Origin of the sequence: Candidatus Hecatella orcuttiae, from assembly GCF_002009985.1 — an archaeon.
GTDB classification, from domain to species: domain Archaea; phylum Thermoproteota; class Bathyarchaeia; order Hecatellales; family Hecatellaceae; genus Hecatella; species Hecatella orcuttiae.
In genome coordinates this window covers 1,016,848-1,043,298 of sequence record NZ_MTLX02000005.1, presented here as the reverse complement: position 1 = coordinate 1,043,298, position 26,451 = coordinate 1,016,848, and the positions used below count along the sequence as shown (strand labels likewise).

Sequence of the window (26,451 nt, the reverse complement as noted above, 5' to 3'; positions counted from 1 at the left end):
TTTATATTGTTAAATCTCATACTAGCATAGAAGTGAACTGATTGGTCGGCGTTGAACAGCTTCTATGGGATCTCGCTAGGCAGCTGGGCTTCGTAGGAGTGTTTCTGATAAGCTTCATAGGCGCCTCCTCGGTGATCATCCCCATCCCCTATACGGTGGTGATCTTGTGGCTAGGCCTCAATATGCCCATCAACCCCTACATGCTCGCCGCGGTGGCGGGACTGGGTTCCGCTGTGGGGGAGCTCTCCGGCTATATCCTAGGCTACGCAGCGAAACATGTGGTCAGTGAAAAGCGGAAGAGAAAGTTCGACGCCATGTTGAAAATACTGATGAGGCATAAAAACATCTGGCCTCTTCTGATATTTCTCTTTGCTCTCACCCCTCTGCCCGACGATATTCTCTTTGTTCCCCTCGGTCTTCTTCACTTCAATTTCCTCAGAGCCTTCATTCCCTGCATCATAGGTAAACTGGCCATGTTCTACATGCTGGTGTTTGGAGGTAAATATTTAGGCGGAATCGCAAGCTCTCTGGTGGGAGGAGGCGGCCCAGTTACCACACTTGTTTTCACGGTCATAACTTTCGCCGCTCTCCTAGTAACTGTTTTCGTAATATGGAAAATCGACTGGGAAAAAGTTCTGGAAAAATACGAAACTCTCATCCGGACAACCCTCAACACCAATTTTTCCCGCTGAGGCAAAAATTTAACTGAAAGACCCTATTACATTATGGGAGTAGCCGGCAAAGGAAAACGGCGACTTTTCCATGGCTTCCCCAGAAGTCAAAACATCCATCGAAAAAGCCTTGAAGGAACTGGAGTCATCCTTGGAGGACTATATCCAAAGAACACCCTCGAAGGCGGAGCTGAAAATCTGGGAGGCGTCATCGGAAGTCGAATATGCCCTCTTCCTACTGGAAATCGACGGAGAACCAATTTACCTAAAACCAGAGAACCTGAACTGCGAAGATGAAAAACAGAACCCTGCGGAGTGCGTGGTTAGAGCGCAGACCCTCCTCCAAGAAGCTTTGGAACTCTGCGATGCCTCTGAAGGTCGAGGACAGGTTTCTGAAAAACTGTGGGCTGCTAAGCGCTACCTTCTTGCTTCGCAAGAGCAGGTTAAAAGAGAAGAAGGAAGAAGCCCTCCTGTTTAAATTCGGCCTTTTCTGAGGTCGATAACATCTTCGAGGTCAGGGCCTGTCCCCACAAGGGTAACAGGCACGCCTAGTAGGTCTTCGATTTTCTGGAGAAATCTCCTTCCCTCCAGAGGCACTTGGTCCAGTTTTTTAGCCCCCCGGCATTCAGGGTAAAGGGCGTCCATTTTGGTCAAGGCGATCTGAGTTGCTCCATTCAGCTTCACCGACCTTTTAGCCAGTTCAACGTTGAAAGGCGCTACTCTCCTTGTTCGACCGGTTACCGTGGCTGTTTCGCTCCAGCCTCTTTTCTCTGCCTCCGAAGGAGGAAGCTCGCCGGGTAAGAACCCTCCTCCAACTCGGGTGACGTAGGCTTTGAACACCACTAAAACCTCATCTACTCGGGTAGGTCCGATGCCTACGTCGGCGCAGATGGAGGAGGCTGTAACGTCTTTGGACGTGACATACGGATAGGTTCCATGGTAGAGAGAGAGAAAAGTCCCCTGAGTTCCTTCCACCAAGACTTTTTCTCCCCTATCCAGCGCTTCGTTTACTTCCCCAGCCACGTCACCCAAGTAAGCCTTAAGTTCAGAGTGTTCCTCGGCGATTTTAACCGTCCTCTGAACCCTTTCCACGTTACAAGGTCCTGTTCCCGTTCCCGTGGTTCCGATCTTCCCGGATAGATGCGCTGAAGCCTTGTCAGCTTCCACATGTCGATCTTCGATGATAGCACACTGGCGGTCGAGGAGGAGGCGTCCGTGACAGCCTGTCATTTCCACTTCGCTCAGTAGCAAACGGGGGTTCACCAGCACCCCTGCTCCTATTCCAAGCTGCGTGTTCGGGTTGACGACGGCGCTGGGAAGCATCCGAAGCTTCAATGTTCTGCCCTTGTAAATGACGGTGTGCCCAGCGTTAGGGCCTACGCCGCCTCTGACCCCCCATTTGACTTGGTCTTTCACCGCCAAGTAGGACAGGATTTTGCCTTTGCCTTCGTCTCCCCAAAAGCCTCCGACGGTAACCGTGCAGGGCATTCTTCGACACCGAGAGAGTGTTTGCGGATTTCAGAGCTAGTAGGCGTCCCTAGAAGAAAAAGGTTTTCTTCAGCTGAAAACGAAAAATACACCATCCCCTTTAATCTATGGCAGGAAGGTCGGTCAAACTAGGTAGCCTTAAAATTAATCAACTCAGGCGAATGGTAGCCGTGAAGCCCTTAAAAGTGGCGGTACTCTTCTCCGGAGGGAAAGACTCCACTTTAGCTGTGCTGAAAACAGTCAGCCTCGGACATAGAGTTTCAGCTCTACTGACGGTTAAACCAGCAAACCCCGAATCTTGGATGTTCCATCATCCTTGCATCGACCTGACTCCCCTTCAATCCCAAGCCATGGGACTCCCTCTCCATATCCAGGCGACTTCTGGGAGAAAAGAAGAAGAACTTCAAGACCTGAGAAGAGCGTTGGAGTTCTTGAAAAAGAAATATCGGATCGAGGCCGTTGCTTCAGGTGCTGTTGAAAGCCAGTACCAGAAATCCCGCATCGAAAAAATCTGCAAAGAAACCGGCTTAATAAGCCTGAATCCGCTGTGGGGCAGGGATCCTTTAAAACTTCTAGAGGAAGTTCTGAGTTTAGGTTTCGAAATTGTCTTCACCGCTGTGGCAGCTGAAGGTTTTGATGAAAGCTGGCTTAACCGGAGACTGGATGAGGAGGCTGTTCGAGACCTTAAGATCCTTAACAAAAAATTCGGAGTCCACCCCTCTTTGGAAGGGGGAGAAGGGGAAACTTTCGTGAAGGATACTCCTTTTTTCGCGAGAAAGGTGGAGTTCTGCGGCGTTGAGAAGGTTTGGCGGGGATACTGGGGATACCTCAAAGTTAAAGAAGCCAAGCTGATAGATAAATCAGGGAAAAGGAGGGCCGCAATAGCTTGAAGGATCGAGAAAACAAGCCTCTGGGAGAGGAAGCTGAAATAGGCATACTGGGAGGCACAGGGCTGTACTCGCTGCTGGAGAAACCCAGAGAGATAAAAATAGACACCCCCTACGGACCCCCCTCCGACCTCTTGGCCCTAGGGGAAATCGCAGGCAGAAAAGTGGCTTTCCTCCCCCGGCATGGGAGACACCACCAGCATCCCCCGCACACCATACCCTACCGAGCTAACCTCTGGGCTATGGGGAAGCTGGGGGTGAAGAGAATTCTGGCCCCCTGTGTAGTAGGCAGCCTTCAACCTCACGTTCAATTGGGCGACATTGTAATATGTGACCAGTTTGTAGACAGGACATCGGGGAGAGTAGACACCTTCTATGACGGCCCGGTGACAGCTCATGTGTCAGCAGCCGACCCATACTGCCCTGAGCTACGGAAATGGGTCATTGAAGCTGGGAGAAGCTTAAAACTGCGGGTTCACGACCGCGGCACCGTGGTGGTGGTGCAGGGGCCTAGGTTCAGCACTAGGGCTGAAAGCCGGTGGTACAAGAGCTTCGGCTGGGAGGTCATCAACATGACTCAGTATCCCGAGGTCACACTGGCCCGAGAGTTGGAGATCTGCTACGTTAACATTTCCTTGGTAACGGACTACGATGTCTGGCAGCCTGAACCTGTCAGCCACTTGGAGATCTTAAAGGTTCTAACCCAAAACATTGAAAATGTGAAGAAGCTTATCTACGAGGTCGTACCTAAAATTTCCAAGGATAGACATTGCCCTTGCAGTTCAGCCCTCAGCATGACCAAATTCTAGCGGCTTTCTGCTATTGTGGCCGTCGAGCGTTTTCTAGGCGCTATTTAGCCTTGGATTTGAAGGGCGGGGAGTTAATTAATAAGTTATTTTTTAAGCTAGGTGAAAAGAGTTTATGACGGAGTCCGGCGTAGGAGAGAATGGTGTTGACGAAATACATCTTCGTAACCGGAGGAGTCTTATCCAGCGTTGGGAAAGGGGTTGCAGCGGCCTCCATAGCAAAGATGCTCCAAGTTAGAGGATTCTACGTCACCGCCATTAAGATAGACCCTTACCTCAATGTGGACGCGGGGACGATGAACCCCTACATGCATGGGGAAGTTTTTGTCACCGAAGATGGAGGAGAAACAGACCTCGACCTCGGCTGGTATGAGCGGTTTTTGGATTTAAACATGAGCAAAGACCACTACATCACCACAGGGCAGATTTACGGGGAGGTTATCCAAAAGGAAAGGCAAGGCGACTATCTAGGAAAATGCGTCCAGATAGTCCCTCACATAACCGATGAAATAAAGAGGCGAATACGTCGCGTGGCTGAGAAGACGCGGGCTGAAATCGTGCTGACAGAGATCGGAGGTACCACCGGCGACATCGAGGGCTTACCTTTCTTAGAAGCCATCCGGCAGCTGCGCCTTGAAGAAGGCTACCTCAACACTCTCTTTGTCCATGTGGCACTGGTCCCAGTTCTTGAAACTACCAAGGAACAGAAGACCAAGCCTCTCCAACACAGCGTAAACGAGCTGCGGCGGATAGGAATACAGCCGGACATCGTTATATCCCGGTGTAGCACGATGGTTGAGCCAGAGGCTCAGAGGAAAATAGCCCTCTTTGCAAACGTGGAAGAGCGAAGTGTTTTCTGTTCCCCGACGATACCTAACATTTACGAGCTGCCCCTCACCTTCGACCGACAGGGTATGGGCGAATACCTCTGCGAAAGACTAGGTCTGCCCAAGCAAAAGCCGGCGTGGAACGGTTGGTTAAAGGTCGTCGAAGACCTCTCCAAGCCCACCGTGGAGCTTAAAATTGCCCTCTGTGGAAAATACGCCAAACTAGCTGACTCCTACATCAGCATCAACGAGGCTTTAAAACACGCGGGAGGCTCTTTTCGAGTCTCGGTGAAGATGGATTGGATTGAAACTGAAATCTTCGAGGAAGACCTCTCCAAGCTCAGCATTCTGAATGGGTACAATGGAATTCTGACACCTCCAGGCTTCGGAGTGAGGGGGACTGAAGGTAAAATCGCTGCGATTAAACATGCAAGGGAACAGAACATACCTTTCCTAGGCATTTGTTTCGGCTTTCAGATGGCAGTGGTGGAGTTCGCCAGAAACGTATGCGGCTTGGAGAAAGCTAACAGCACCGAAAACGATCCTCAGACGCCCCACCCAGTTCTTGACTTGCTTCCTGAGCAGAAAAACGTGCAGCTTAAAGGGGGAACCATGAGGCTTGGCGCCCAAGAGGTTCGAATAGAGCCTAAAACCCTAGCCCATAAACTCTACAAGAGCAGCTTGGTGCGGAAACGGCACAGGCATCGATTTGAGGTAAACCCCAAATATTGGCCCATCCTAGAGGAGGGCGGACTTCTCCTCTCCGGGAAAAGCTCCGACGGAAAAAGGGTGGAAATATGCGAATATCCAAGAAACCTGTTTCACATGGGAGTGCAGTTCCATCCGGAATTTGAAAGCAGACCCGGGAAGCCGGAGCCGGTTTACCGCGGCTTTATAGAGGCATGCCTCCGGAGAAAACAGGGCGGCGGGTGACCGCTCCCATTTATATATTTAAAAACGTCTTTTCCGCATTTTTCAACAACTATGTCCTTTAAGTCTGTGATGCAGAGGTTCAGGCAACTGGATCCCCGGGACTTCCGCATTCTCCTAGGGGTGGAAACGGGGATGACTAGTCACGAGTTTGTTCCCCGGGACCTTGTTTTAAGCTACTCAAACCTCCCCCCAGAGGAAGCCCTCTACAGGTTAGAGCGGGTTGAGAAACTGGGTGTGCTGAGAAGAACCTCCCGCCCCTACGTGGGGTACTCTCTAAATTACTTAGGCTATGATTTTCTCGCCTTAAACTTCTTCGTCAAAGCTGAATTAATAGAGGCTTTAGGCGGAAGCCTAGGCCTCGGTAAGGAGGCCGATGTCTATGAGGCCTTTAACCCCCAAGGGGCCCTCCTTGCATTGAAATTTCACAGACTTGGCAGGATAAGCTTCAGACAAACAAGGCGTGTGAGAGGCTATGTAAAACAGAAGGCCCTATGGCTTTTCCGCTCCAAAGCTGCTGCGGAAAGAGAGTACGAAGCCCTTGAGAAGCTTCACGCACATGGGATCCAAGTGGTGAGGCCCATAGCCCAGAACCGCCACGCTGTCTTGATGGATAAAATAGAAGGAAGAAGGCTTGTGCACGTTACTAAGCTACCTCGGCCGAAGCAGACTATGATGGAGATCTTGGAAAACATCGGCAAGGCTTGGAGGGAAGCTGGAATAATTCACTGCGATCTCAGTGAATACAACGTCATGATCTCCCCGGACGGCTCTCTGAAAATAATCGATTGGCCTCAATATGTCACCGCAACCCACCCCAATGCGGATTTTCTCCTAAAAAGGGATATTCAAAACATATGGACGTTTTTTCAGAGAAAATTTAAAATTAGGATGACTCTGGAAGAAGCATTAAAAATAGTCGGTAAAGAGTAGAAGCAGCCGCCCTAGAAAAGTTCAACTCCACGGAGGATGTCCTCCGTCAGTCTTGTCACACCAGCTACTTCCTCGTCGACGATGGATTTCACATCATCTTTTATACTTTGTAAGGTTCGCCCTTTCTCCATCACCGTCTGAACATTGGTCATCAGGGGTTTGTTGATGGGTTTTCCTATTTGGCTTAGGATTTTTACGTATACTTCGCGGATGCCCTTAACTTCCTCATAAATCTTATTGGCCAAAATTCGGGCGAGAAGGTTGTAGATTTTTCCCACGTGGCTGACGGGGTTTTTTCCCGCGGTGGCTTCAAGGCTCATCTGTCTGCAAGGGGTTATCAACCCGTTCACCCTGTTCCCCCTCCCCGTGTTTCCGTCGTCTCCCATCTCAGCTGAGGTCCCTGTAACTGTGAGATAGAAGCAGCCTACTCTGGGCCTATCGCCCACGTTCACCTTCACGTCTACATCCATATCCGTTAGTGTGGCGGCCAGTTCCTTAACCTTCTTACAGACCTCCCCCTTCACACTTATATAATGCTCTTTGTTGGGGATTAGAGGGCTTATCATGGCTGCGGATATCGTCAACTTCACTTTGTTTCTATTCCTCAAACCCATGACTTTAATATCCTCCCCCACCTCAGGGAGTTCCTTCTTGAAGCCTTCTGAGTTCAGGTATTTTTCAGCCTCCAAAACAAGTTTCTCCGTGGGGGTTAATGGAGCGAAACTCACACCGAAAGATGTATCGTTGGAAAGGGGCACCGTCTTCCCAGCCTGAAAGATTTTAACAAGATCCATTGAACCCTCTCGAATTTTATGGTACACCTTCACATGTTTGTCAGGGTCAAGAAACCTGAAGTTTCTTTTTATGAGAGCCTTCACGGAGTTTTCAACCAGTTCTCCCAGCGGAACGACTTCTCCACCACTTTTTGTAATGGCTCTCCCGGCGACAATGATGTGAATAGGTTCGAGGACTTCTCCTCCTCCAAATCTTGGATTTGACTTTCCACCTACAACCAAACCTTTATCTAGGTTATGGTGGAGAACGGCTCCGAATTTTTCCAAATAGCATTTGCACAATTCTCGGCTGAGGTTTTCCGCTACGGCGTCGGCTATGTAGTCGGGGTGCCCTTTACCTTTTCTTTCTACTATTTCTATGCCGTAGTCAACAGTAGGCTTTCTTCCGATGCTTTCTATAAGCACTCTGGCCATTCTATTTCCCCGCGTTTAGAATTACTGAATAAAGTTGCTTCTTACTTCACTGGAAGGATATCATGATGATGTTGTTACCTCTGATGAAGATGCTACCGTATTGAACCACTGGTTCATCGCTGGCATATTCTGTGGCGTTGTCCAGGATGAGATTCATGTAGTTGTCGCATTTAACCAGTCGACCTCTGTATTCTAGGTCGTTCTTGAGTTTAACCCTGATGTTCGCGTTCAAGTTTTTAGCCAAGAACACTATGGGTTTCTTCCCGGTTTCCACGAAGTTCAACCTTCTAGGATTGAATCCTTACGGGATCTTTAGATATTATAAGTTTTTCTTTTAAATTTTTCACTTTTAGGTTTGACCGTTTCAACTCAAATGATATACATATAAATGTAAATTTTTCAAAGTTTTTAATCATTTATGCAAAAAATTTTTTATATCAAACATCTGCAATCTTACTCCAAGAGGAAGAGCGAGATTCGTCGTATAAGCTGAAGAGGAAAAGCCGTGTTCACGAGTCTTCCATCCGGGCTGGAGTAAATTTGAAGTTCAATAACCTCCCCCCTTCACGGGGAACAAAACTAGGAAACCATAGATAGCGATGTTTATAGACGAGACTCATTGCTGGGAAAGATGAAGGAAGTAGCTTCAAAACCGAAGTTGAATGTGGGGGATATGAGTGAAAAATTACACGGTTGAGGTAGTGATTCAAAATAAACCTGTCGCTCGGGATCCAGAAGGCGAAACGATCCACCGTGACCTCCTATTAAAGGGAGGATATGAAAATGTGAAGTCTGTTCGTGCTGGAAAGTACATTCAGTTGGAAGTTCAAGCCGAGGGTCCTGAAGATGCTGAAAAGCTGGTTTTTGAAATGTGTAACGCTCTTCGTCTCTACAATCCTGTGGTTCACACAAGCCGCATCCAAGTGAGGGAGAAATAGAAACGAGGGTTGCTGTCATTAAGTTTCCCGGTTCCAACTGCGACCTAGATGTGGTCCATGTTCTAAAAAACGTTCTAAACGTTCCCACGGAGCTGGTTTGGCATAAGGAATTCAAGCACAGCGGCTATGATGCCGTGGTTTTACCTGGAGGATTTTCTTACGGAGATCATTTGAGATGCGGAGTTATAGCGGCGAGAAGCCCGGCTATGGAGGAAGTTAAACTCATGGCAGAAGAAGGGAAACCAGTTTTAGGAATATGTAACGGCTTCCAAATACTGGTCGAAGCTGAAATTCTCCCCGGAGCCTTTCTGCCCAACGACAGCTTAAAATTCATCTGCAAGTGGATTATCCTCCGATGTGAAACAGCCCACACCGCTTTCACCAGCCTCATTTCGGAGGGACAAATGCTTCACATGCCCATAGCCCACCATGAGGGAAGATACTTTCATGAGGCAGAAGCCCTCAAGGCCCTTAGCTTCTCCCGTCGAATCGTGTTCAGATACGTGGATGAAAAAGGTGAGCCCTCCTCTAAGGCTAATCCTAACGGGGCAGTTGGGAACATAGCCGCTATTGCTAACGAGCGGGGAAATGTCCTAGGTATCATGCCTCATCCAGAGAGGGCTTCAGAGCCTATCCTCAACCCTAGCAGGCGGAGAGACGGTGCGCTGATCTTCCAGTCCATGGTCGACTATATCAAACATTGAGGGAAAAACCATGTCCACTCTATCACCGCCCATAAAAACCCACCTAACTAGGGAAGAAGCGGAGGAGATAAGGAAGCGGCTGGGAAGAGAGCCAAATCCGGTAGAGTGGGGCATGTTCGACATCATGTATTCCGAACACTGCTCCTACAAGAGCAGCCGACCCATGCTGAGCTTGTTGCCCTCACGTTCCCCAAGGGTCGTCGTAGGGCCGGGTTACGATTCAGGCATCGTGGACATAGGGGACGGCTACGTGGTAGCCTTCAAGGTTGAAAGCCACAACCACCCCTCTGCCATCGAACCTTACAACGGAGCCGCTACAGGCGTTGGAGGAATCGTCAGGGATGTCCTCTGCGTTGGAGCCAGGCCTATTGCCCTTTTAGACTCTCTGAGATTCGGGAACCCCCGGTCAGGGCGCACCCAGTGGCTTTTCAAGCATGTGGTGAGAGGGATAGGCGACTACGGTAACTGCATCGGGGTTCCCACGGTGGCGGGGGAAGTTGAGTTTGACAGTAGCTTTGAAACAAACTGCTTGGTCAACGTAGCCTGCGTTGGGCTTGCGAAGAGAGAGGACATTATCTTAGCTGAGTTCAAGGAACCTGGAGACATTTTAGTTTTAGTGGGAGGTCCCACTGGAAGGGACGGCATCCACGGGGTGACCTTCGCCTCAAAAACCATCGGACAGCAGTCGGAGGAAGACAGGCCTGCGGTTCAGATTGGCGACCCCTTCACCAAAAAGCTTCTGATAGAAGCTGTTCTGGAAGCTTTGAAAACAGGACAGGTTAGGGGGTTGAAGGATCTGGGAGGAGGCGGCCTAACCTGTGCAGCGTCAGAAATGTCCTTTAAAGGAGGCAGAGGGGTGGAGCTAAACCTTGACCGTGTTCACGTCAGGGAAGAAGGCATGACTCCCTATGAGCTGGTTCTTTCCGAGTCTCAGGAACGCATGCTTTTTGCCGTCAACCCTCAGGGGCTTTCCCAAGTTCTCCGAGTCTTCGAGAAATACGGACTCTCTTACTCCATCGTAGGAAAAGTTACGGAAGGTGGCAATGTTTCCGTCTTCTTCCAAGGTGAAAAGGTGGCGGAAGTTCCCTCCGAAATCTTAGCTCAAGCACCTGTTATCAGGAGAGAAGCCAAAGAGCCAAGCCTCCCGGCGGATGGTCAGAACTATCCGACGCCCAAGGAACCTGAGAATCTGAACGAGGTTTTCCTCAGCCTCCTGGCCTTGCCTAACATAGCCAGCCAAGAGTGGGTCTTCCAGCAATATGACCATGAGGTGGGAGTTAGGTCGGTGGTGAAGCCCGGAGAAGGTGATGCTGCCGTGCTCCGGCTTCTTGAAATCCCCAAGGCCATAGCCCTCAAGGCTGATTGTAACAGCCGCCACGCTTACCTTGATCCCTTCTACGGCCATGCCGGAGCCTTGGCGGAGGCAGCTAGGAATGTGGTCTGCGTAGGAGCTGAACCCGTCGCCTATGCTGACTGCTGTAACTTCGGCAATCCGGAAAAGCCGGAGATCTTTTGGCAGTTTAAGAGAGGAATAGAAGGCCTAGCTTACATGGGCAGAGGCTTGGGCATTCCATGCGTGGGAGGAAATGTCAGCTTCTACAACGAGGACAGCGAGACAGGGGTGGCTGTTAAGCCTTCTACCGTCGTGGTTATGTTGGGACTGATAGAAGACCTTCAATGGATAACAACCCTAGCCCTCAAAAACCCCGGAGACTGTGTTCTGGTGGTGGGGGAGACCCGCCCGGAGATGGGTGGCTCAGAATATTACTGCGAGATTCACCGGATAAACCAAGGCAGGCCTCCTGCAGCTGAGGCGGCTAGGGAGAAAGCCTCCCTTCAAACTGTTTTGAAGGCCATCCGAGCTGGGTATGTTTCCGCAGCCCACGACTGCTCCAAAGGCGGTCTAGCCGTGGCGCTGGCACTGATGGCTGTCCAAGGGAAACTGGGATTGAAAATTGAGTTGGAACATGTTCCTTGCAGAGGGGTAACCCGTAAAGACGAACTGCTCTTTTCCGAGACCTATTCAAGGTTCATTCTCGCAGTCAACGAGGAAAATGTTGATGTGGTTTTGAAGTTGGCAAGCCGAGAAGGCGCACCTGCCAGAAAGGTAGGCAGAGTGGTGGATGACGCCGTCTTCCTCCTACAAGCCTCCGGAACCCCTGTCATCCAAGTTGACTTGGCTGAGATCGAAGAAAGGTGGAGGGAGGCTATTCCTAGGATCATGGAGGGAAAAAATTGAGCCACGACTATCCTCGGGAAGCCTGCGGTGTGTTCGGAGTATGCTGCACCACACAGCCTGCGGCCGGCCGCATCTTCACCGGCCTGATGGCCCTCCAGCACAGGGGGCAAGAATCGGCTGGAATGGCCTTAGCTGAGCCTGAAGGCCGGTTGGTGGCCAAGAAAACCATGGGCTTGGTGGGAAGCGGCTCCCTTTTGAAGGAAGCCCTAAGTCTCAGAGGTAAAATAGGCTTGGGACATGTACGCTACTCGACCACGGGTCTTTCCTCCGTGGACAATGCGCAGCCTTTCTGCATCGGGGAGATGGCCTTCTGCCACAACGGAAACTTGGTCAACTACATGGAGCTGAAAGGGCTGATGTGGAAGAAACGTATTCCTCTCATGTCGTCCTCCGATGCTGAAATCTTGCTCAACATTCTCTTGGAGAAGCGGAGGGAAACAGGGGACGTTTTTGAGGCCCTCTCCGCCTTGGCTGAGGTGGTGGAGGGAGGCTACGCCGCCCTCTGCCTAACCGACCAAAGTGAACTGTTAGCCTTCCGGGACCCCCTTGGGCTGAGGCCGCTGTGCTATGGCAGGGGAGAAGACTTTGCCGCCTGCGCCTCTGAGAGTGTGGCCTTGGACTCGGTTGGCGGCGAGTTTCTGTCGGATGTTAAACCGGGGGAAGCTCTGCTGATTACGGATTCCCACCTAGTGAAGAAGCGGTTCGTTGCTCCCTGTCGGAGGGCTCATTGCATGTTTGAGTACGTCTACTTCAGCCGGCCTGATTCGGTGATGGAGGGGAAAAGCGTTTACGATGTGAGAATCAGCCTAGGAAAAAGATTAGCTAAGGACTTCGACTGCAACGCCGATGTGATAGTGCCTGTGCCTGACACCTCTAGGCCTGCGGCTGAAGGCATGTCTAGGATGAGCAGCCTTCCAGTGGCAGAAGGCTTGATTAAAAACCGCTACATTCACAGAACCTTCATCATGCCTGTTCAGGCGGCGAGGGATGATGCGGTGAAGATGAAGCTCAACCCCCTAAAATCGGTGCTCCGAGGGCAGCGTGTTATCCTCGTGGACGACAGCATCGTGAGGGGCACCACCATCCGGAAGATCGTCGACATGGTCAGAAGGGCTGGGGCTAGGGAAGTCCATGTTCGAATAACCTGTCCCCCTCTGATCTCCCCTTGTTTTTACGGCATAGATATAGCGACCCACCAAGAACTTATCGCATCCCAGAAAACTGTGGAGGAAATACGCCGCCTTATAGGGGCTGACTCCTTGGAGTATCAAACTGTCCGAGGACTGGTGGAAGCCATAGGCCTGAGGGAAGAAGAGCTCTGCTTGGCCTGTTTAACAGGCGTCTACCCTACTCCTAAGGCCCAAAGGCTAGCCGATAGAATGCGGGTGAAGATGCCTGCAGAAGGCGTCCGATACATTGAAGCGGAAGGATGAAGTTTAGAGGTGAAAGAAGGAGGCCGTCTACCGTGGGCAGTGGAATAATAGGCATTTACGGCTTCAGCCGCCTTTGGAAGATGGCTCGCTTCCTCTACTACGGCCTCATGGCTCTCCAGCACAGGGGTCAAGAAACCTGCGGAATTGTCACCTCCGCAGGGAATGGAAACCTCTACCATCACAAGGCCCCAGGCCTCGTAGACCAAGTGTTCTCAGAGCCTAAAATCATAGAGGCCCTGAAAGGATGGATGGGCATAGGCTGCGTAACAGCTATGCCAGAGAAAGAGCTTGGAAAAATCCAGCCTGCGCTGGTAGAGGGGCCTCAAAAAGTTGCCTTATGTTTCGATGGAAAAATTCTCAATGTTAAGGAATTGACAGGAAGGGTCAAGCCCTTTGTTCCCCAAAGCGAAGCTGAACTTTTCGCAGCTCTTTTCTCCCGAGAATTGGAGGAAAAGCATCCCCTAGACGCCATGGCTGAGCTGATGAAGACGGTGAAAGGCGTATACTCGACTGTTATCTTAACAGGAAAAGGTGAAATGGTGGCCGCCCGGGATCCCCGAGGGGTTAAGCCTTTAACCATAGGAAGCTTCGGCTTTGACTACGGGGTTGTAGCCTCCGAAAGCTGTGCTGTGGACGTCATAGGGGCGGATTTCAAAAGCGACCTAAAGCCGGGGGAAATCTACTATTTCGACTCCCAAAGCATCAAAAGAAAACAGGCTGTGAAGCCTCAGCCCAGCTATTGCGCCTTTGAACACGTCTATCTCGCTAGGCCTGATTCTTGGATCAACGGAAGCAGCGTCTACAACGCGAGAATGGAGATCGGGAAAAGACTGGCGAAAGAAAACCCTGTCAGGGATGCGGAGGTGGTGTTAGGTGTCCCGGAGACAGCCATCCCCTTTGCGGTTGCCTACTCCAACGAAACAGGAACTCCCCTAGGTCTGGGTTTTGTGCAGACAGGGAGAAGGGTCAGAAGCGCCATCAAGCCCACTCAATTTGAAAGGCTGGTGGGAGTTCAGCTTAAACTCAACCCCATCAAGACTGCTATGGCGGGGAAAAAAATAGTTCTCGTCGACGACAGCGTCGTCCGAGGGACAACCACCAAAAACACGGTGAGCCTCATGAGGAATAGAATGGGCGCTAAGGAAATTCACGTCCGGGTGGGCAGCCCTAGACTGGTGGCCTCATGCCCCTACGGCACTGAAGTTCCTCCGGAAGACGAACTCATAGCTGCTAACCTAACTCCGGGAGAGGTGGGAAAGGTGGTGGGGGCGGACAGTTTCCACTGGCTGAGTCTTCGAGGGTTAACCGACGCCCTAGGCATTCCCAAAAGCCGTCTGTGTTTGGGATGTTTTTCAGGTAAGTATCCTCTTCCACCAGAAGAGGGAGGCGCTGATGATGGCCGTTAAGGTCTTGCTAGTCGGTGAAGGCGGCAGAGAGCACGCCATAGCGGAAGCTATCTGCCGCAGCCCCCAAAACCCTAGGCTTTACGCTGTTATGAGGCTGAACAATCCAGGCATAGCGTCCCTCTGCCAAAAAACAGGCGGCGAAGTTTTCCTAGGGGATTCCAAGAACCCTCAAACTGTCTGGGAGGCGGCTGAAAAATTCCATGTGGATTGGGTTTTCGTAGGGCCTGAGGAGCCTCTTTTCCACGGTGTGGCTGACACCTTGGAGAAGGCGGGAATACCCTGCGTGGGGGCGAAGAAGGGTCCTGCGGAGTTGGAGATGTCCAAGGCTTCCATGAGAAGGCTTATGTGGAAGTATAAGATCCCCGGAAGGCTGAGGTTCAAGGTTTTCAAGGAGGTAAGCGAAGCCGTCGCCTATCTGCGGGAGTACGCGGAAAGCTTAGCTTTAAAGCCTGCGAGACAGGCGGGAGGGAAGGGGGTCAAAGTGGTGGCAGACCTCCAAGCCTACCTAAGCGCGGAGAAATCCCACGTCAAAGAAGAACATGCTAAAATCATCTACAGCGAACACATGAAAGATTACACGGACATCGAAGACCGCATCCTCATTGAAGAAAAAGTAGACGGGCCTGAGTACACGCTTCAAGCCTTCACCGACGGCAGAACCGTCAGACCTCTGCCCTTAGTTCAAGACAACAAAAACGCCTTCGAAATGGACATAGGTCCTGAAACTGGGGGAATGGGTTCCATCGCAGGGAAAGGTCCTCTCCTCCCTTTCATCACCATGGAGGAATACCGGCAGTCTGTCAGCATTGTGAACAAGTGCGTGAAGGCGGTGGAGGCGGAAACAGGAGAAAAATACAAGGGAGTGGTTTCAGGGCAGATGATGCTCACAGCCAGCTGGGGCCCCACCATCATCGAATTCTACTCCCGGCTGGGAGACCCGGAGGCAGTCAACGTGCTTCCCCTTCTGAAAACCGACATGGTGGAAATATGCGAGGCCATCCTCGATGAGAAACTCCACAAAATCAGGCTGGAGTTGGAGAATGCTGCCTCCGTGGTGAAATGTGTCTCTCCAAGAGGCTATCCGGACCAGAGAGAGCTGGCCAAAGGTCACCCTCTCTCCATAGACCTCGAAGCCATCAGAAGGCATGGAGGCCGAGTTTACTTCGCATCCACCGACCAGAAACCTGACGGCGCCATCTATTCAGGCGGCTCCCGGCTGGTGGAAATCTTCGCCAAAGGCGAAACCATCATGGAGGCTGGGGAAAAGGCCGAAGCCTGCATGCCCTACGTGAAACTGGGAGACGGCTGGGGTGTTTATCACCGAAGCGACATTGGCTCAAGGGAACTTCTGGAAGTCAGAATAGAGCAGGCCCAGCTTATGCGGGCTGTCTACAAGTACAGGGCTAAAAAAGGGCTGGTGGGGAAAACCGTCGAATGGATTCCCAGAAAAGGTAAACTCGTCCTAAAAGCCTGAAGAGGATTTGAATAAAAATGAGGAAAGTCAAAGTATCTATTCTGATGGGAAGCGAAAACGACAGGGACATAGCTTCCAAGGCAGAAAAAATCCTAAAAACCTTGGGCATACCCTATGAGGTCAAAGTTCTCTCCGCCCACCGAACCCCCAAGGAACTGGAGAAATACTTGGAAAAGTCAGAGGCAGAAGTTTTTATAGGCATAGCCGGCCTCTCCGCGCATCTTCCCGGCTTCATCGCCTCCCGAACCCTCAAACCCGTCATAGGGGTGCCCAAAAGCGTGAAGCTGGGAGGCCTCGACGCTCTGCTCTCTATGGTTCAAATGCCCAAGGGAGTCCCCACCGCCTGCGTGGGCATCGACAATGGAGAAAACGCAGCTTGGCTCGCAGCCCGAATCCTAGCCCTCAACGACTCGGCGCTGAAGAAGAGGCTTCTGGAAGTGTAGAAGCCCAGCTCAGCCGGTCGACGGGGGCGGTATTCTCCACGATGAGCTTACCCTCCCTAAATCTGCTGGGATAGAAAGGTTCGAGGGATGGGGTTGCTTTCCCCTTCGCTATCACTTCAGCTAAAAGCCTTCCTACCACCGGGGCCAGCGTGAAACCGTGGCCGCTGAAACCATTGGCTTGGAAGAAGTTTTCCACCTCCTCCGCTGGGCCGAGGACGGGGCTTCCGTCGGGGGTTACGTCGAAGTACCCAGCCCACTGCCTCATGAGGTTGGCGAACTTCAGCCGGGGGAAGATTTCCACTGCTCTTTTGCAGAAGTTTTCCGCGAAGCTTAGGCTGGAGTTAAGGTTTAGGGAAAAATCTTCCCCGTCCGCCAGCCCGCCTACCAGCTCACCTCTCAAAGTTTGAGTAAGCTCCAAGGGCCCGTTGAGATGAACGATGGTGGGGTCGAGAAAATAATGGAAAGGCTCTGTAACCATTCCCTCCGCCCTCAGAGGCCTGTTAGGAAGGTTGACCCCGGCCATTCTGGCCACCTGCCGAGACCACACTCCAGCCGCGTTAACCACCCGGGAGCATTTTACCTCCCCCCGGCTAGTTTTCACCGCCCTGATGGCTTTCCCCTCCACCTTGAAGCCTTTGACTTCGGTGTAGGTGTTAAGCTCCACGCCCAGCCTTCTGCAGGCTTCACTGTAGGCCATGACCACCGCGTCATGGTGAGCCTTACTGTCCGTGGGGTCGAAAGAGGCTGCCCTAATCTTATCAGGGTTCAGATAGGGAAACCGTGCTCGAAGCTCTCCGGGGTTCAGAAGCCTAGTGTTCACACCTAAACGGTTTTGAAGCCGAACATTCCGTTCTAGGATCTCAGCCTCCTCCGGCGTCGACGCCAGCATCATACAGCCTCCTTTAATGTGGAGGATGTTGAAGCCCAGCTCGGCGGTGAGACCTTGGAAAATTTTTTTACTTTCCCTAGCCAGTCGGATGTTTTCCTCAGCTCCAAACTGGCTTCGGATTCCGCAGCAGTTCCGGGTGGACGCTCCGCTTCCGAGGTATCTCCTCTCTAGCACGGAGACTTTTCCCACGCCTCGCTTGACTAGGTTGTAGGCTACGGATAAGCCGACGACTCCCCCGCCTATTACGACAACCTCAGCCTTCTCCAGCACGGGTTTCCCCCTCGGCCAGCGCGCCTATGAGGATAGGCCTTGCCGGCGGCCTGATGGTCGTGGTCGCCATTTCCTCCATTTTTTTGCCTTCCATTTGGGCTAGAATTCTCATGACTTGGAAAAGGCATGATTTCCCTTGGCAGGGCCCAGTGCTGATGCCTGTGAACCTTTTCAAGGTTTCCAAGTCCTTGAAGCCCATTTTGATGGCTTTCACGATTTCTTCCTTGGATACGTCCTCGCAGAAACAAACTATCTCCTTTCCTTTTCCCACCTGTTTTCACCTTCTTCGAATGAACCTTGCATCCCATATCAGTTCAGGCGCAGTTTCCACGGTGACGTAACTTGACTTGGCGGCGTCCTTACCCATGCTGAAGGTTCTAATCACCCTAGCTGGACCCAGCTTCTCTCCTAACCGGTTGAGGAGGTCCACGGTTTCCCCCGCTTTAGGGAGGTCGGTGAACTCGTAGGGTAGACTGACCATGCCTTTTCCGTCATCGGTTAGGCGCACCATGAAGATGGCTACGCCTGGGCAGGCGTGCATGCACTGGAAGCATCCTATGCATTTATCGTAGTTTATCACAGGTAGGTCTGCCACCGTCTTCATCTCCAAAGCTTGGGTTTTACACGCGTAGATACAGGCGTCGCAGGGAATGTTTTGAGGACATTCGATCACGGCAACCCAGCCCTTCTTCAACCGCTCCTTGTCGGGCAGGTTTTTCAGGTCCTCTGAGGTGATGAAGCCCTGCCTCAGACGCTTCTCCACCCTACTTCACCTCGGTTGAGCCTTTTTCTTTCCTTCCCTGATTTTTGCGCTTAGAGGATTGTCCCTGAACTCTTCTAGGGCTTTCACGAATTCCGATCGCAACTTTTCCGCTTCTCGGTCTTTAACCAAGGATAAGCCGGCGGAGAGGCCGGCTATTCTCCCCCCTAGAATGGCGGTGCTGGCCTCTTCAATGCCTGAAGTGTCTCCAGCGATGTAGATCCCGGGAACCGAGGTTTCCATCCATTGGTCGTGGACGGGAACCATTCCCCCCAGCTCAGGCACGTACTTCAGCTGACAACCCGCTTGGTAGGGGAGTTCAAAGCTGGGATGCAACCCCACGGCCACACAGATAAAGTCGCATTCTAGTTCTTTCTCGCTGCCGGGAAGGGGATTCCACTTGTCGTCAAGCTTGGCCACCACAGCGCCTTCTACGCTTCCCTTCCCCAATGCCTTCAGGATCGTGTGCGAGGTGAGAATGGGAACCCCAGCTCTCCTAATCTTGGCTGCGTGGACGAAATATCCGCCTACCCCTGGCATGGCCTCAATAACAGCCTCCACCCTCACCCCTGCTTGGAGCAGTTGATAGGCGAGGATAAGGCCCACATTGCCGGCTCCGATGATGAGGCCGTTTTTCCCAGGTCTTATCCCTTGAACATTCATCAATGTTTGAACGCCTCCGGCTCCCATAACCCCTGGCAGGTCGTTGTTCTCGAAGATCAAAGTTCTCTCGTAGGCTCCGGTGGCGAAGACCATTCTTTTAGCTCTAAGCTTGACCATCTTCTCCTTGCAGAAATCTATCTTCTGAACTGCGCCCAAGATGTTGCCGGGGTAAAAGCCGAAGACGGTGGTGTCTAGCAAGACGGTGATGTTACTGTAGCTGGCGGCTTCTTTTTCCAGAATTCTCCCAATCTCAAATCCCCTAGTTCCAGCATAATATTCCTTAGAGCCGAAAAAGCGATGGGTCTGCTTGACCAGTTGCCCCCCTAGGCGGCTGTTTTCATCCACCAACGCCACCTTCAAACCCAGCTTAGCTCCGTAGAGGGCCGCTGAAATACCCGCGGGGCCGCCGCCTATCACCACCAAGTCTCCTTCCCATGTTTCGCTGGGAAGAAACTTCCCCAGCGTCGGGTTAGGTTCGGGGAATTCCCCGAATCCCGCCATGGCTTTTATGGCTCTCCGGGCCAGAGGCCAGACAAGCGGGCCGCCCACAAGCTTCTTGTAATGGCCTCCGACGGATGGAAACAGGCCGCGCTTCAAGGCGGCTGAAACCAAGGAGCCTAGGAGAGAAAATTTTCTTTTCTGGGATCTGACATCCATGCCTTCCTTAACCAAGGTTACGCAGGTTTTGACGTTGGATACACCGTCAACTTGAGCTAGGCAGCTGGAGCATTTTCCTATGGCGCAGAAGAACCCTCGAGGCCGCCTGTATTTCAGGCTCTCGGTGAGCTGTCTTATCCCCGCCGCGTAGAGGGCCGCCGTAATGGTTTCCCCTTCGTAGGCTTCGATCTCCCGGCCGTCGAAGAAGAACTTTATTTTCCTCCCCCTTTCAAAGCTGAGAATGGGGTGTTCTTGAATACGGGGGGAATACCGTTCTCCCTGCATCAGAGGTCTTCTCCGCTTCTCGGCAATTACTAGAGGTGGAAGAGTTAGCAGTATTTTTCAAAGTCTGCTTAAATAGCTTTCCCCAAGAGCATTCAGCTAACTGAATGCGGTTTAATGTGTCAACGTTAAAGTTATAAACCTCTTTTTCTTCTCTCAATGAGAGAGGGTATCCCTATGAGTCTTTTGAAGCTTCGCCTCTCCATGTACGGCACGCTGGCTTTCATCATCGGAGCTTCCACCCTTTTCTTCGCAGCCATTCTGACTCTTACCGGCAGTCTCAGTCTCTTGGTTCTGATGCCCATCGTGGTCATCTTCAACATCATCCAGTGGCTTTTCGCCCCTAAACTCATAGAGGCCATGTACAAGGCTAAGGAAGCTTCAAGGTCGGAGCACGGTCGCCTCTATGGAATGGTGGAAAGGCTAAGCCGGAAGCTAAACCTAGCGACGCCTAAGCTGATGATTGCCCGCCTTCCAATTCCCAATGCCTTTGCCTACGGTTCCCCCTTGACAGGGAGCAGGGTGGCGGTAACGGAGGGGCTGCTCAAGAACTTGGAAGAGGAAGAGGTGGAGGCCGTGATAGGGCATGAGTTAGGCCATCTCAAACATCGAGATGTGCAGATTATGATGTTCGTCTCCGTTCTGCCGGCTATATTCTATTTCCTAGGCTATTCCCTCATGCTCTCCACTTGGTTCGGCGGCTACGGAGCTAGAAGAGGGCAAGGTGCAGCGGCGCCCTTCCTCATCGGCATCGCCTGCCTCGCCATCTACTGGATTCTCTCTCTCTTCGTCTTGGGTTTAAGCCGATACCGAGAGTATTACGCGGACAGAACCAGTGTCAGCATTGTGGAGGACGGCGCCCGTAAACTGTCCGAAGGCTTGGCTAAGATCGTTCGCTTCTCAGGGAGGATGAGGCGGTATCAGGGGCGGGAAATAGGCAGCCTGAGCAGCTTCAAATCCCTCTTCATAGCCGACCCTGTCAGAGCTTCTAGAGACGTCGTCGAACTTTCCCATTATTCTCGATATGCATCGGATCAGCAGCTTGTAAACGAAATTCTCTCCCGGAGGCTTACTTGGGCTGACCGGTTTGCGGAGATCTTCTCAACCCACCCAAACATTGTGAAAAGGCTTAAGGCTCTTCAAGAACTGCGGTGAACTCGACCCTAAAACCTAGCGTTCCCGCCTTTTTTGTCTGTTCCTGGTGCAGAGTGGTCTCCCTGTTTTTTAATGCTGTTTAAAATGTTTTCATCCAATTCGAATCTTTGGTCAAAGGAATTGAAGAGCCGTCTAGATATTCGGTGAGGGTAGTAGAAGCCGAAAACTCTCTTGCCGGCTGAATTTTTAACGGCGTCGATGAGGTCTACAAAGTCGTCGTCTCCGCCCAGAAAAATGGCGATTTCGTAGCGGTTTTGGAAGGCCATGCTCAGCATATCAATGGCCAGTAGCACATCCACGCCTTTCTGCCTGTAACCCGCATGGGTTCGAATCAGTCTTCCCAGCCTAACTTGGATGTCGGGAGACTTTTCAATATTGTCAAAGTAAGCCTGCTGTCTGCTGAACAGATGGGGGTCTTCCGTCTGCTCGACTATGGCGTCGTAGTAGTAGGCTCTCAGCAGTTCTCCTTGAATGCTTTTTCCTCGAAAAGGATATTCGTTCATGATGGTGACCAATCTATGAAAGTCTATGCTATCATGGCCGAATTTTTCCCTGAAAATCTCCCGCACATAGCCTCCGTCGATGAAAACCATCACAGGCCTGAATGCGGCAGGGGGAGTAAACCCATACTGGGCCATGATTTTATAGTTTTCCGAAGCCGCCTATTTAAGCTAATCACTTCACTCCGCAGTAGGCTGAAAGGTGGGGGAGAGGAAAACTCTTATCGGAGCTAAGATAACATTCTCTGAAATCAGGCGGTCCTTTATGAAGCCGGTTGAGGTTCTAGAAAACATTTACTGGGTCGGTGCGGTGGACTGGAACGTCAGAAACTTCCACGGCTTCACTTACTCCACACCTCGGGGGACAACCTACAACGCCTACCTCATTGTGGACGGAAAAATAGTCTTGGTGGACTGTGTCTACGCCCCTTTTGGAGGGGAAATGATGGAGAGAATCAGGGAGATAGTGGAACCCGAAAAAATTGACTACATCGTCATCAACCATGTGGAGACGGACCATTCCGGAGCCCTAGCCGAAGTTTTAAAGTTCGCTCCGAAGGCAAAGGTGGTAGGCACGGCCAGATGTAAAGAGGGATTACTTAAACACTATTTTTTCAGAGACTGGAATTTTCAGGTGGTAAAAACCGGGGACGAAATAAACCTCGGCGAAAGGACTCTAAGCTTCATAGAGGCTCCCATGTTGCACTGGCCTGACAGCATGTTCACCTATGTAGGAAAAGACGGTCTGCTTTTGCCCAACGACGCCTTCGGCCAGCATCTGGCAACCTCAAAGCGGTTTGACGACGAGGTGGATGAGAACATTCTAATGGAGGAGGCGGCTAAATATTACGCCAACATCCTCTGGCCTTTCAGCTCCTTGGTGATAAAGAAAATAGAGGAACTTCAGCAACGAAACCTGAGTGTCGCCATGATAGCTCCAAGCCATGGTGTCATTTGGCGGAGCAACCCAGCGAAGATCCTTGAAGCCTACCTCTGTTGGGCTCGGGGAGAGGCTGAAAAGAAAATCCTAGTCGTCTACGATACTATGTGGGGCAGCACGGAGAAGATGGCTAAAGCCATCGTCGAAGGCATCCGCAGGGAAGGCGTTGAAGTAAGGCTGTTCAGGCTGCCGCTCTCAGACCGAGGAGCCCTGATTAGGGAGCTTCTTGAAGCTAAAGGCCTCCTAGTAGGCTCCTCTACCATCAACAGCGGCATCCTCCCAACTCTTGCATCCTTCCTCGAAGACCTAAAGGGGTTAAAGCCTAGGAAAAAAGTTGCAGCCGCCTTTGGCTCCTACGGGTGGGGTGGAGGTGCGGTGAGGCATATTGAAGAAGCCCTCCGGCAGGCGGGAATAGAGATACTGTCCCCCGGCTTGACTGTCAAATGGGTTCCAGACGAGGAAGAAACCCGAAAATGCTTGGAGTACGGAGAAGAATTTGCCAGAAAAATTTAACTTAAGACGTTGTCTCCAAAGTCTTTCTCCGGGTCTTTCGCATTAGGCATAATGTATATCCTTATGAGGCTGTGTTTTTCAGTCTATCTTAAACAGGGATGTATAAAGTCATGTCCCCTATCTCAGAAAACATGCGAGATGTTAAGTTGAAAGGATTCGCTGAATCCTTGAAGGCGGCAGAAGCCCTAGACCGATACTTCACGACGGTTCAAATTAAAGTCCGCGATGCTGAGGAGGTTCCGATTTCCGATGCTGCGGGGCGGGTTTTAGCCCAAAACCTCACGGCTGAAGTGGATATTCCACCTTTTGACAGGGCTGCCATGGACGGCTACGCCGTCAAGGCGGAGGACACTTCAGGGGCTTCTGCCACCAACCCGGTTCTTTTGGACGTGGTTGGAACAGTGGAGGTGGGAAGGAAGGCAGAGCTCATTGTCAAAAAAGGGCAGGCGGTGAGAGTCTGGACAGGAGCTCCCCTGCCTGAAGGTGCTGACGCGGTTATCATGTTAGAGTACACCAACCTCCATGATTCCGGCATCCTAGAAGTTTACCGAACAGTGAGTCAGGGGCAGAATGTTTCCAAGGTTGGAGAGGACGTCCGGAAGGGGGAAGTTGTCCTAACCAAGGGCTTAGCTTTGAAGCCTCAGGACTTAGCTCTTCTAGCCGCTTTGGGAAAAGGGAAGGTTAAAGTGGTCAAAAAGCCTGTGGTCGCTGTGGCCTCCACGGGCAACGAACTTGTCGAGCCTGGAGTGCCGGCTGAGAGTGGAAAAACCTTCGATTCAAACCGTTATTTCCTGTTGGCTGCGATAGCGGAACTGGGGTGCACGCCTCTAGACCTAGGCATAGCCTCCGAAGACTTGAACTCCATCAAGGCCAAGATGGAGGAGGGTCTGAGAAAAGCGGACCTCACCGTACTATCCGGCGGCACCTCTGTGGGGGCTAGGGACCTAGTGGTCGAAGCTCTGAGGTCTTTCCCCGACTCCTGTATTGTTGTTCACGGAGTGGCCATTCGCCCGGGCAAACCTGTTGCTTTGGCGGCTGTGGGGGAAAAGCCTGTGGTGCTTTTACCCGGCTATCCTGTGGCCGCTATGGTGACCTTCTACTTGTTTGTGCAGGGGATTATTGGGAAAATGCTGGGGACTTCTCTGCCTGAAATATCCGGCTACACTGTGGAGGCGAAGATGGCGAGGAGAGTACCTTCCCATCCCGGCGTCAGAGACTTTGTCCGAGTTGCTTTAAGAAAGACGGGAGAAGGCTATGAGGCTGAACCTATCAGAATCACAGGAGCTGGAATAATATCCTCCATGGTTAAAGCCCAAGGCTTAGTGGTGGTGCCTGAAGAAAAGGAAGGAATAGAAAAAGGGGAAACCGTGAAGGTTACCTTGCTGAGAAGTCTGGAGGAGCCAGCTTATGGCTAGAAAAATTTTCCGGGATCTCCTCTCCCTTGAGGAAGCAGGTAGGAAACTGCGAGAGCACTTTGAACCGAAACCAGTGGGAGTTGAGACAGTAAAGTTGACGGAGGCCTTGGGGAGGGTTACAGCAGAAGATGTGGAAGCCCCCTTAGATATTCCACCTTTTGACAGGGCTGCCATGGACGGCTACGCTGTCAAGGCGGAGGACACCTACAACGCTGAAGAGGACAAAGCTGTGAGGCTCAAAATAGTGGGACGGCTCCAAGCTGGAGAAGAGCCCCCCTTCACCTTGCAGAAAGGGGAGGCGGTGGAAATCGCTACAGGAGCGCCTCTGCCGCCGGGGGCGAACGCTGTTGTCATGGTGGAGTATACGTCATCCGCGGGCGATTCCCTCGAAGTCTACAGGCCTGTTACCACCGGGGAGAACATTATGGCAGCCGGCTCCGACATGATGGCTGGGGAGCTTGTGCTGAGAAAGTCGACGGTTTTAACTCCCGTAGAAATAGGGGTTCTGGCAGCCTTAGGCATCTCGGAGGTAAAATGTTACAGAAAACCTGTGGTCGCCGTGGTTTCCACAGGCAACGAGATTACCCCTATAGGTCAACCTTTACCTTACGGTAAAATCTATGACATCAACAATTACACCCTCTCCGCATCCGTTCTGGAATGCGGCTGTGAACCCCGCTTCCTAGGGGTAGTTGGCGATGAAGCCCAAGCCTTGAAGAAGCGGATCCAGCTGGCGCTTGAAACAAGCGACGTCGTCCTAGTTTCCGGAGGAACCTCAGCTGGCGCAGGAGACATTCTCTACAGAATCTTGGACAGCCTTGGAAAACCCGGCATACTGGTCCACGGGGTGTTGGTGAAGCCGGGAAAGCCAACTATCATTGCCTTGATCCAAGGTAAGCCTATCTTTGGGCTGCCGGGCTATCCCACCTCGGCGCTGATGATTTTCAACATACTCGTCCAACCTGTTCTCAGACAGATGGCCGGCTTAAGCCCGTGGGTTGAGGGGAAAGTCCTTGAAGCCAAGGCGGGGGAAAGAATCTTCTCTACCCCCGGGAGGAGGAACTTTCTGCCAGTGCACATAATTCAGGCGGGGGAAGCGTTCATCGTTTTCCCCACCGTCGGGGGTTCAGGGGCCATATCCACTTTAGCCGAGGCTGACGGCTTTATTGAAATTCCTGAGGGAAGAGTTTTCCTAGAGGAGGGGGAAAGCGTTCAGGTTAGGATTTTCGGATCCCAGTTTAAGCCTGCGGACTTGGTGATAGGGGGAAGCCACTGCTTAGGCTTGGATGTGGCCGCTGAGTTGTTCCTTCAGCAAAATCCCAGCTTTAAACTCAAGATAATCAACCTCGGCTCTAGTGGAGGCCTGTCCGCCCTTAGGAGGGGTGAAGTTGACATGGCAGGCATCCACCTGCTGAATGGAGAAACCGGAGACTACAATGTGTCGTTTATGAAAAAATTCGGCCTTGAAGGGAAAGCAGCCTTGGTGAGGGGTTACATCCGAAGGCAGGGACTGGTGGTGGCAAGGAGAAACCCGAAAGGGATCCGTAGCCTAGAAGACCTTTGGAGAGAGGATGTAACCTTGGTGAACAGGAACACAGGCTCCGGAACCAGAATTCTGCTGGATTTTTATATAAAGGAAGTAGCGAAGAAAAAGCGGGTTGATTTTGAAGACTTAATCCGTAAAATTAAGGGATACACCTTCGAAGTCAAATCCCACTCAGCTCTAGCGACGGCCATCCTGCACGGAAAAGCCGACGTGGGATTGGCCATAGAGACTGTGGCCCGCCTGAACGGTCTAGACTACGTTCATCTAAAGGATGAAAACTACGACTTCGCCATAAGGTTAGACAGGCTTAACAAGCCTGCAGTTCAAGCTTTCCTGAAAATTCTGAGTTCAAAAGAATTTCAAGAGATGCTGACAGCTCGAAGACCTGGGTTAAAAGTAGGCGAAGAAACAGGTAAAAGGATTTTCTGATAAAATTCAAACCAGCCTCGAAACGTTTCAGATGCGAGGTTTTTT

The 26,451-nt window shown here is 51.6% G+C and carries 25 protein-coding genes; 17 read left to right on the top strand and 8 right to left on the bottom strand.

Features of this window, described 5'->3' with window-relative positions:
* Nucleotides 1–41: 41 nt before the first annotated feature.
* Nucleotides 42–692, top strand: a complete 651-nt coding sequence (locus BWM17_RS08405) for a YqaA family protein (RefSeq protein WP_309493478.1) — start codon at nucleotides 42–44, stop codon at nucleotides 690–692.
* Between the two features lie 70 nt (nucleotides 693–762).
* The gene (locus BWM17_RS08400; protein WP_309493477.1) at nucleotides 763–1,149 is read left to right on the top strand and encodes a hypothetical protein; all 387 of its coding nucleotides are present in this window, start codon (nucleotides 763–765) and stop codon (nucleotides 1,147–1,149) included.
* Here the strand turns inward: BWM17_RS08400 and BWM17_RS08395 are convergent.
* Complete coding sequence (locus BWM17_RS08395) at nucleotides 1,146–2,159, bottom strand: adenylosuccinate synthetase (protein WP_309493476.1); 1,014 nt, start codon at nucleotides 2,157–2,159, stop codon at nucleotides 1,146–1,148. The two genes, BWM17_RS08400 and BWM17_RS08395, sit on opposite strands and share 4 nt — an antisense overlap.
* A gap of 161 nt (nucleotides 2,160–2,320) precedes the next feature.
* Between BWM17_RS08395 and BWM17_RS08390 the strand changes: the two genes are divergently transcribed.
* The 4 genes from BWM17_RS08390 (at nucleotide 2,321) to BWM17_RS08375 (ending at nucleotide 6,542) form a co-directional block, all read left to right on the top strand.
* Nucleotides 2,321–3,049: a diphthine--ammonia ligase gene (locus BWM17_RS08390; protein ID WP_309493475.1), complete on the top strand. Its 729-nt coding sequence runs from the start codon at nucleotides 2,321–2,323 to the stop codon at nucleotides 3,047–3,049.
* 20 nt (nucleotides 3,050–3,069) lie between these two features.
* Entirely contained in the window at nucleotides 3,070–3,855 is a 786-nt protein-coding gene (locus tag BWM17_RS08385) for an S-methyl-5'-thioadenosine phosphorylase (protein ID WP_342766516.1), read from the top strand.
* Nucleotides 3,856–3,998: 143 nt separating this feature from the next.
* A complete protein-coding gene (locus tag BWM17_RS08380) occupies nucleotides 3,999–5,612 on the top strand; it encodes a CTP synthase (RefSeq protein ID WP_342766515.1) in 1,614 nt (537 codons plus the stop codon).
* Between the two features lie 51 nt (nucleotides 5,613–5,663).
* The gene (locus tag BWM17_RS08375; RefSeq protein ID WP_309493472.1) at nucleotides 5,664–6,542 is read left to right on the top strand and encodes an RIO1 family regulatory kinase/ATPase; all 879 of its coding nucleotides are present in this window, start codon (nucleotides 5,664–5,666) and stop codon (nucleotides 6,540–6,542) included.
* An 11-nt stretch (nucleotides 6,543–6,553) separates the two neighbouring features.
* Here the strand turns inward: BWM17_RS08375 and BWM17_RS08370 are convergent, their stop codons facing one another.
* Both BWM17_RS08370 and BWM17_RS08365 read right to left on the bottom strand, forming a co-directional pair.
* On the bottom strand, nucleotides 6,554–7,750 hold the full coding sequence (locus tag BWM17_RS08370; RefSeq protein ID WP_309493471.1) for a methionine adenosyltransferase: 1,197 nt from the start codon (nucleotides 7,748–7,750) through the stop codon (nucleotides 6,554–6,556).
* 46 nt (nucleotides 7,751–7,796) lie between these two features.
* A complete protein-coding gene (locus tag BWM17_RS08365; protein ID WP_309493470.1) occupies nucleotides 7,797–8,024 on the bottom strand; it encodes an LSM domain-containing protein in 228 nt (75 codons plus the stop codon).
* Nucleotides 8,025–8,427: 403 nt separating this feature from the next.
* Between BWM17_RS08365 and purS the strand changes: the two genes are divergently transcribed.
* The 7 genes from purS to purE are packed head-to-tail and all read left to right on the top strand — an operon-like array spanning nucleotide 8,428 to nucleotide 16,387.
* Entirely contained in the window at nucleotides 8,428–8,688 is a 261-nt protein-coding gene (gene purS, locus BWM17_RS08360) for a phosphoribosylformylglycinamidine synthase subunit PurS (protein WP_309493469.1), read from the top strand.
* Nucleotides 8,685–9,392, top strand: a complete 708-nt coding sequence (purQ, locus tag BWM17_RS08355) for a phosphoribosylformylglycinamidine synthase I (protein ID WP_309493764.1) — start codon at nucleotides 8,685–8,687, stop codon at nucleotides 9,390–9,392. Before purS ends, purQ begins: the two co-directional genes overlap by 4 nt.
* A gap of 10 nt (nucleotides 9,393–9,402) precedes the next feature.
* Nucleotides 9,403–11,631 (top strand): phosphoribosylformylglycinamidine synthase subunit PurL, encoded by a 2,229-nt coding sequence (gene purL / locus BWM17_RS08350; RefSeq protein ID WP_309493468.1) that lies wholly within the window; start codon nucleotides 9,403–9,405, stop codon nucleotides 11,629–11,631.
* Nucleotides 11,628–13,064 (top strand): amidophosphoribosyltransferase, encoded by a 1,437-nt coding sequence (purF, locus tag BWM17_RS08345; RefSeq protein WP_309493467.1) that lies wholly within the window; start codon nucleotides 11,628–11,630, stop codon nucleotides 13,062–13,064. Before purL ends, purF begins: the two co-directional genes overlap by 4 nt.
* Nucleotides 13,061–14,470 (top strand): amidophosphoribosyltransferase, encoded by a 1,410-nt coding sequence (locus BWM17_RS08340; RefSeq protein ID WP_309493465.1) that lies wholly within the window; start codon nucleotides 13,061–13,063, stop codon nucleotides 14,468–14,470. Before purF ends, BWM17_RS08340 begins: the two co-directional genes overlap by 4 nt.
* Nucleotides 14,457–15,944: a phosphoribosylamine--glycine ligase gene (gene purD, locus BWM17_RS08335; protein WP_309493464.1), complete on the top strand. Its 1,488-nt coding sequence runs from the start codon at nucleotides 14,457–14,459 to the stop codon at nucleotides 15,942–15,944. The genes BWM17_RS08340 and purD overlap by 14 nt, the downstream gene beginning before the upstream one ends.
* Before the next feature lie 17 nt (nucleotides 15,945–15,961).
* Nucleotides 15,962–16,387 (top strand): 5-(carboxyamino)imidazole ribonucleotide mutase, encoded by a 426-nt coding sequence (purE, locus tag BWM17_RS08330; protein WP_309493463.1) that lies wholly within the window; start codon nucleotides 15,962–15,964, stop codon nucleotides 16,385–16,387.
* Here purE and BWM17_RS08325 read toward each other — a convergent pair.
* The 4 genes from BWM17_RS08325 to BWM17_RS08310 are packed head-to-tail and all read right to left on the bottom strand — an operon-like array spanning nucleotide 16,347 to nucleotide 19,911.
* Nucleotides 16,347–17,546 carry an FAD-binding oxidoreductase gene (locus BWM17_RS08325; RefSeq protein ID WP_309493462.1) on the bottom strand — a complete coding sequence of 400 codons (1,200 nt, stop codon included), beginning with the start codon at nucleotides 17,544–17,546 and terminating at the stop codon, nucleotides 16,347–16,349. The two genes, purE and BWM17_RS08325, sit on opposite strands and share 41 nt — an antisense overlap.
* Nucleotides 17,530–17,817 carry a (2Fe-2S)-binding protein gene (locus BWM17_RS08320; protein ID WP_309493461.1) on the bottom strand — a complete coding sequence of 96 codons (288 nt, stop codon included), beginning with the start codon at nucleotides 17,815–17,817 and terminating at the stop codon, nucleotides 17,530–17,532. Before BWM17_RS08320 ends, BWM17_RS08325 begins: the two co-directional genes overlap by 17 nt.
* A gap of 6 nt (nucleotides 17,818–17,823) precedes the next feature.
* Entirely contained in the window at nucleotides 17,824–18,309 is a 486-nt protein-coding gene (locus BWM17_RS08315; protein WP_309493460.1) for a 4Fe-4S dicluster domain-containing protein, read from the bottom strand.
* Between the two features lie 6 nt (nucleotides 18,310–18,315).
* Entirely contained in the window at nucleotides 18,316–19,911 is a 1,596-nt protein-coding gene (locus BWM17_RS08310; RefSeq protein ID WP_309493459.1) for an FAD-dependent oxidoreductase, read from the bottom strand.
* Between the two features lie 174 nt (nucleotides 19,912–20,085).
* Between BWM17_RS08310 and BWM17_RS08305 the strand changes: the two genes are divergently transcribed.
* Entirely contained in the window at nucleotides 20,086–21,063 is a 978-nt protein-coding gene (locus BWM17_RS08305) for a zinc metalloprotease HtpX (RefSeq protein ID WP_309493458.1), read from the top strand.
* A gap of 8 nt (nucleotides 21,064–21,071) precedes the next feature.
* On the opposite strand, the gene BWM17_RS08300 is transcribed toward BWM17_RS08305, so the two are convergent.
* On the bottom strand, nucleotides 21,072–21,701 hold the full coding sequence (locus BWM17_RS08300) for an NYN domain-containing protein (protein WP_309493457.1): 630 nt from the start codon (nucleotides 21,699–21,701) through the stop codon (nucleotides 21,072–21,074).
* A 127-nt stretch (nucleotides 21,702–21,828) separates the two neighbouring features.
* On the opposite strand from BWM17_RS08300, the gene BWM17_RS08295 reads away from it, so the two are divergent.
* The 3 genes from BWM17_RS08295 (at nucleotide 21,829) to BWM17_RS08285 (ending at nucleotide 26,406) form a co-directional block, all read left to right on the top strand.
* Complete coding sequence (locus tag BWM17_RS08295) at nucleotides 21,829–23,016, top strand: FprA family A-type flavoprotein (protein ID WP_309493456.1); 1,188 nt, start codon at nucleotides 21,829–21,831, stop codon at nucleotides 23,014–23,016.
* Nucleotides 23,017–23,126: 110 nt separating this feature from the next.
* Nucleotides 23,127–24,431, top strand: a complete 1,305-nt coding sequence (gene glp, locus BWM17_RS08290) for a gephyrin-like molybdotransferase Glp (RefSeq protein WP_309493455.1) — start codon at nucleotides 23,127–23,129, stop codon at nucleotides 24,429–24,431.
* Nucleotides 24,424–26,406 (top strand): molybdopterin biosynthesis protein, encoded by a 1,983-nt coding sequence (locus tag BWM17_RS08285; RefSeq protein WP_309493454.1) that lies wholly within the window; start codon nucleotides 24,424–24,426, stop codon nucleotides 26,404–26,406. Before glp ends, BWM17_RS08285 begins: the two co-directional genes overlap by 8 nt.
* The last annotated feature ends 45 nt before the right edge of the window (nucleotides 26,407–26,451 follow it).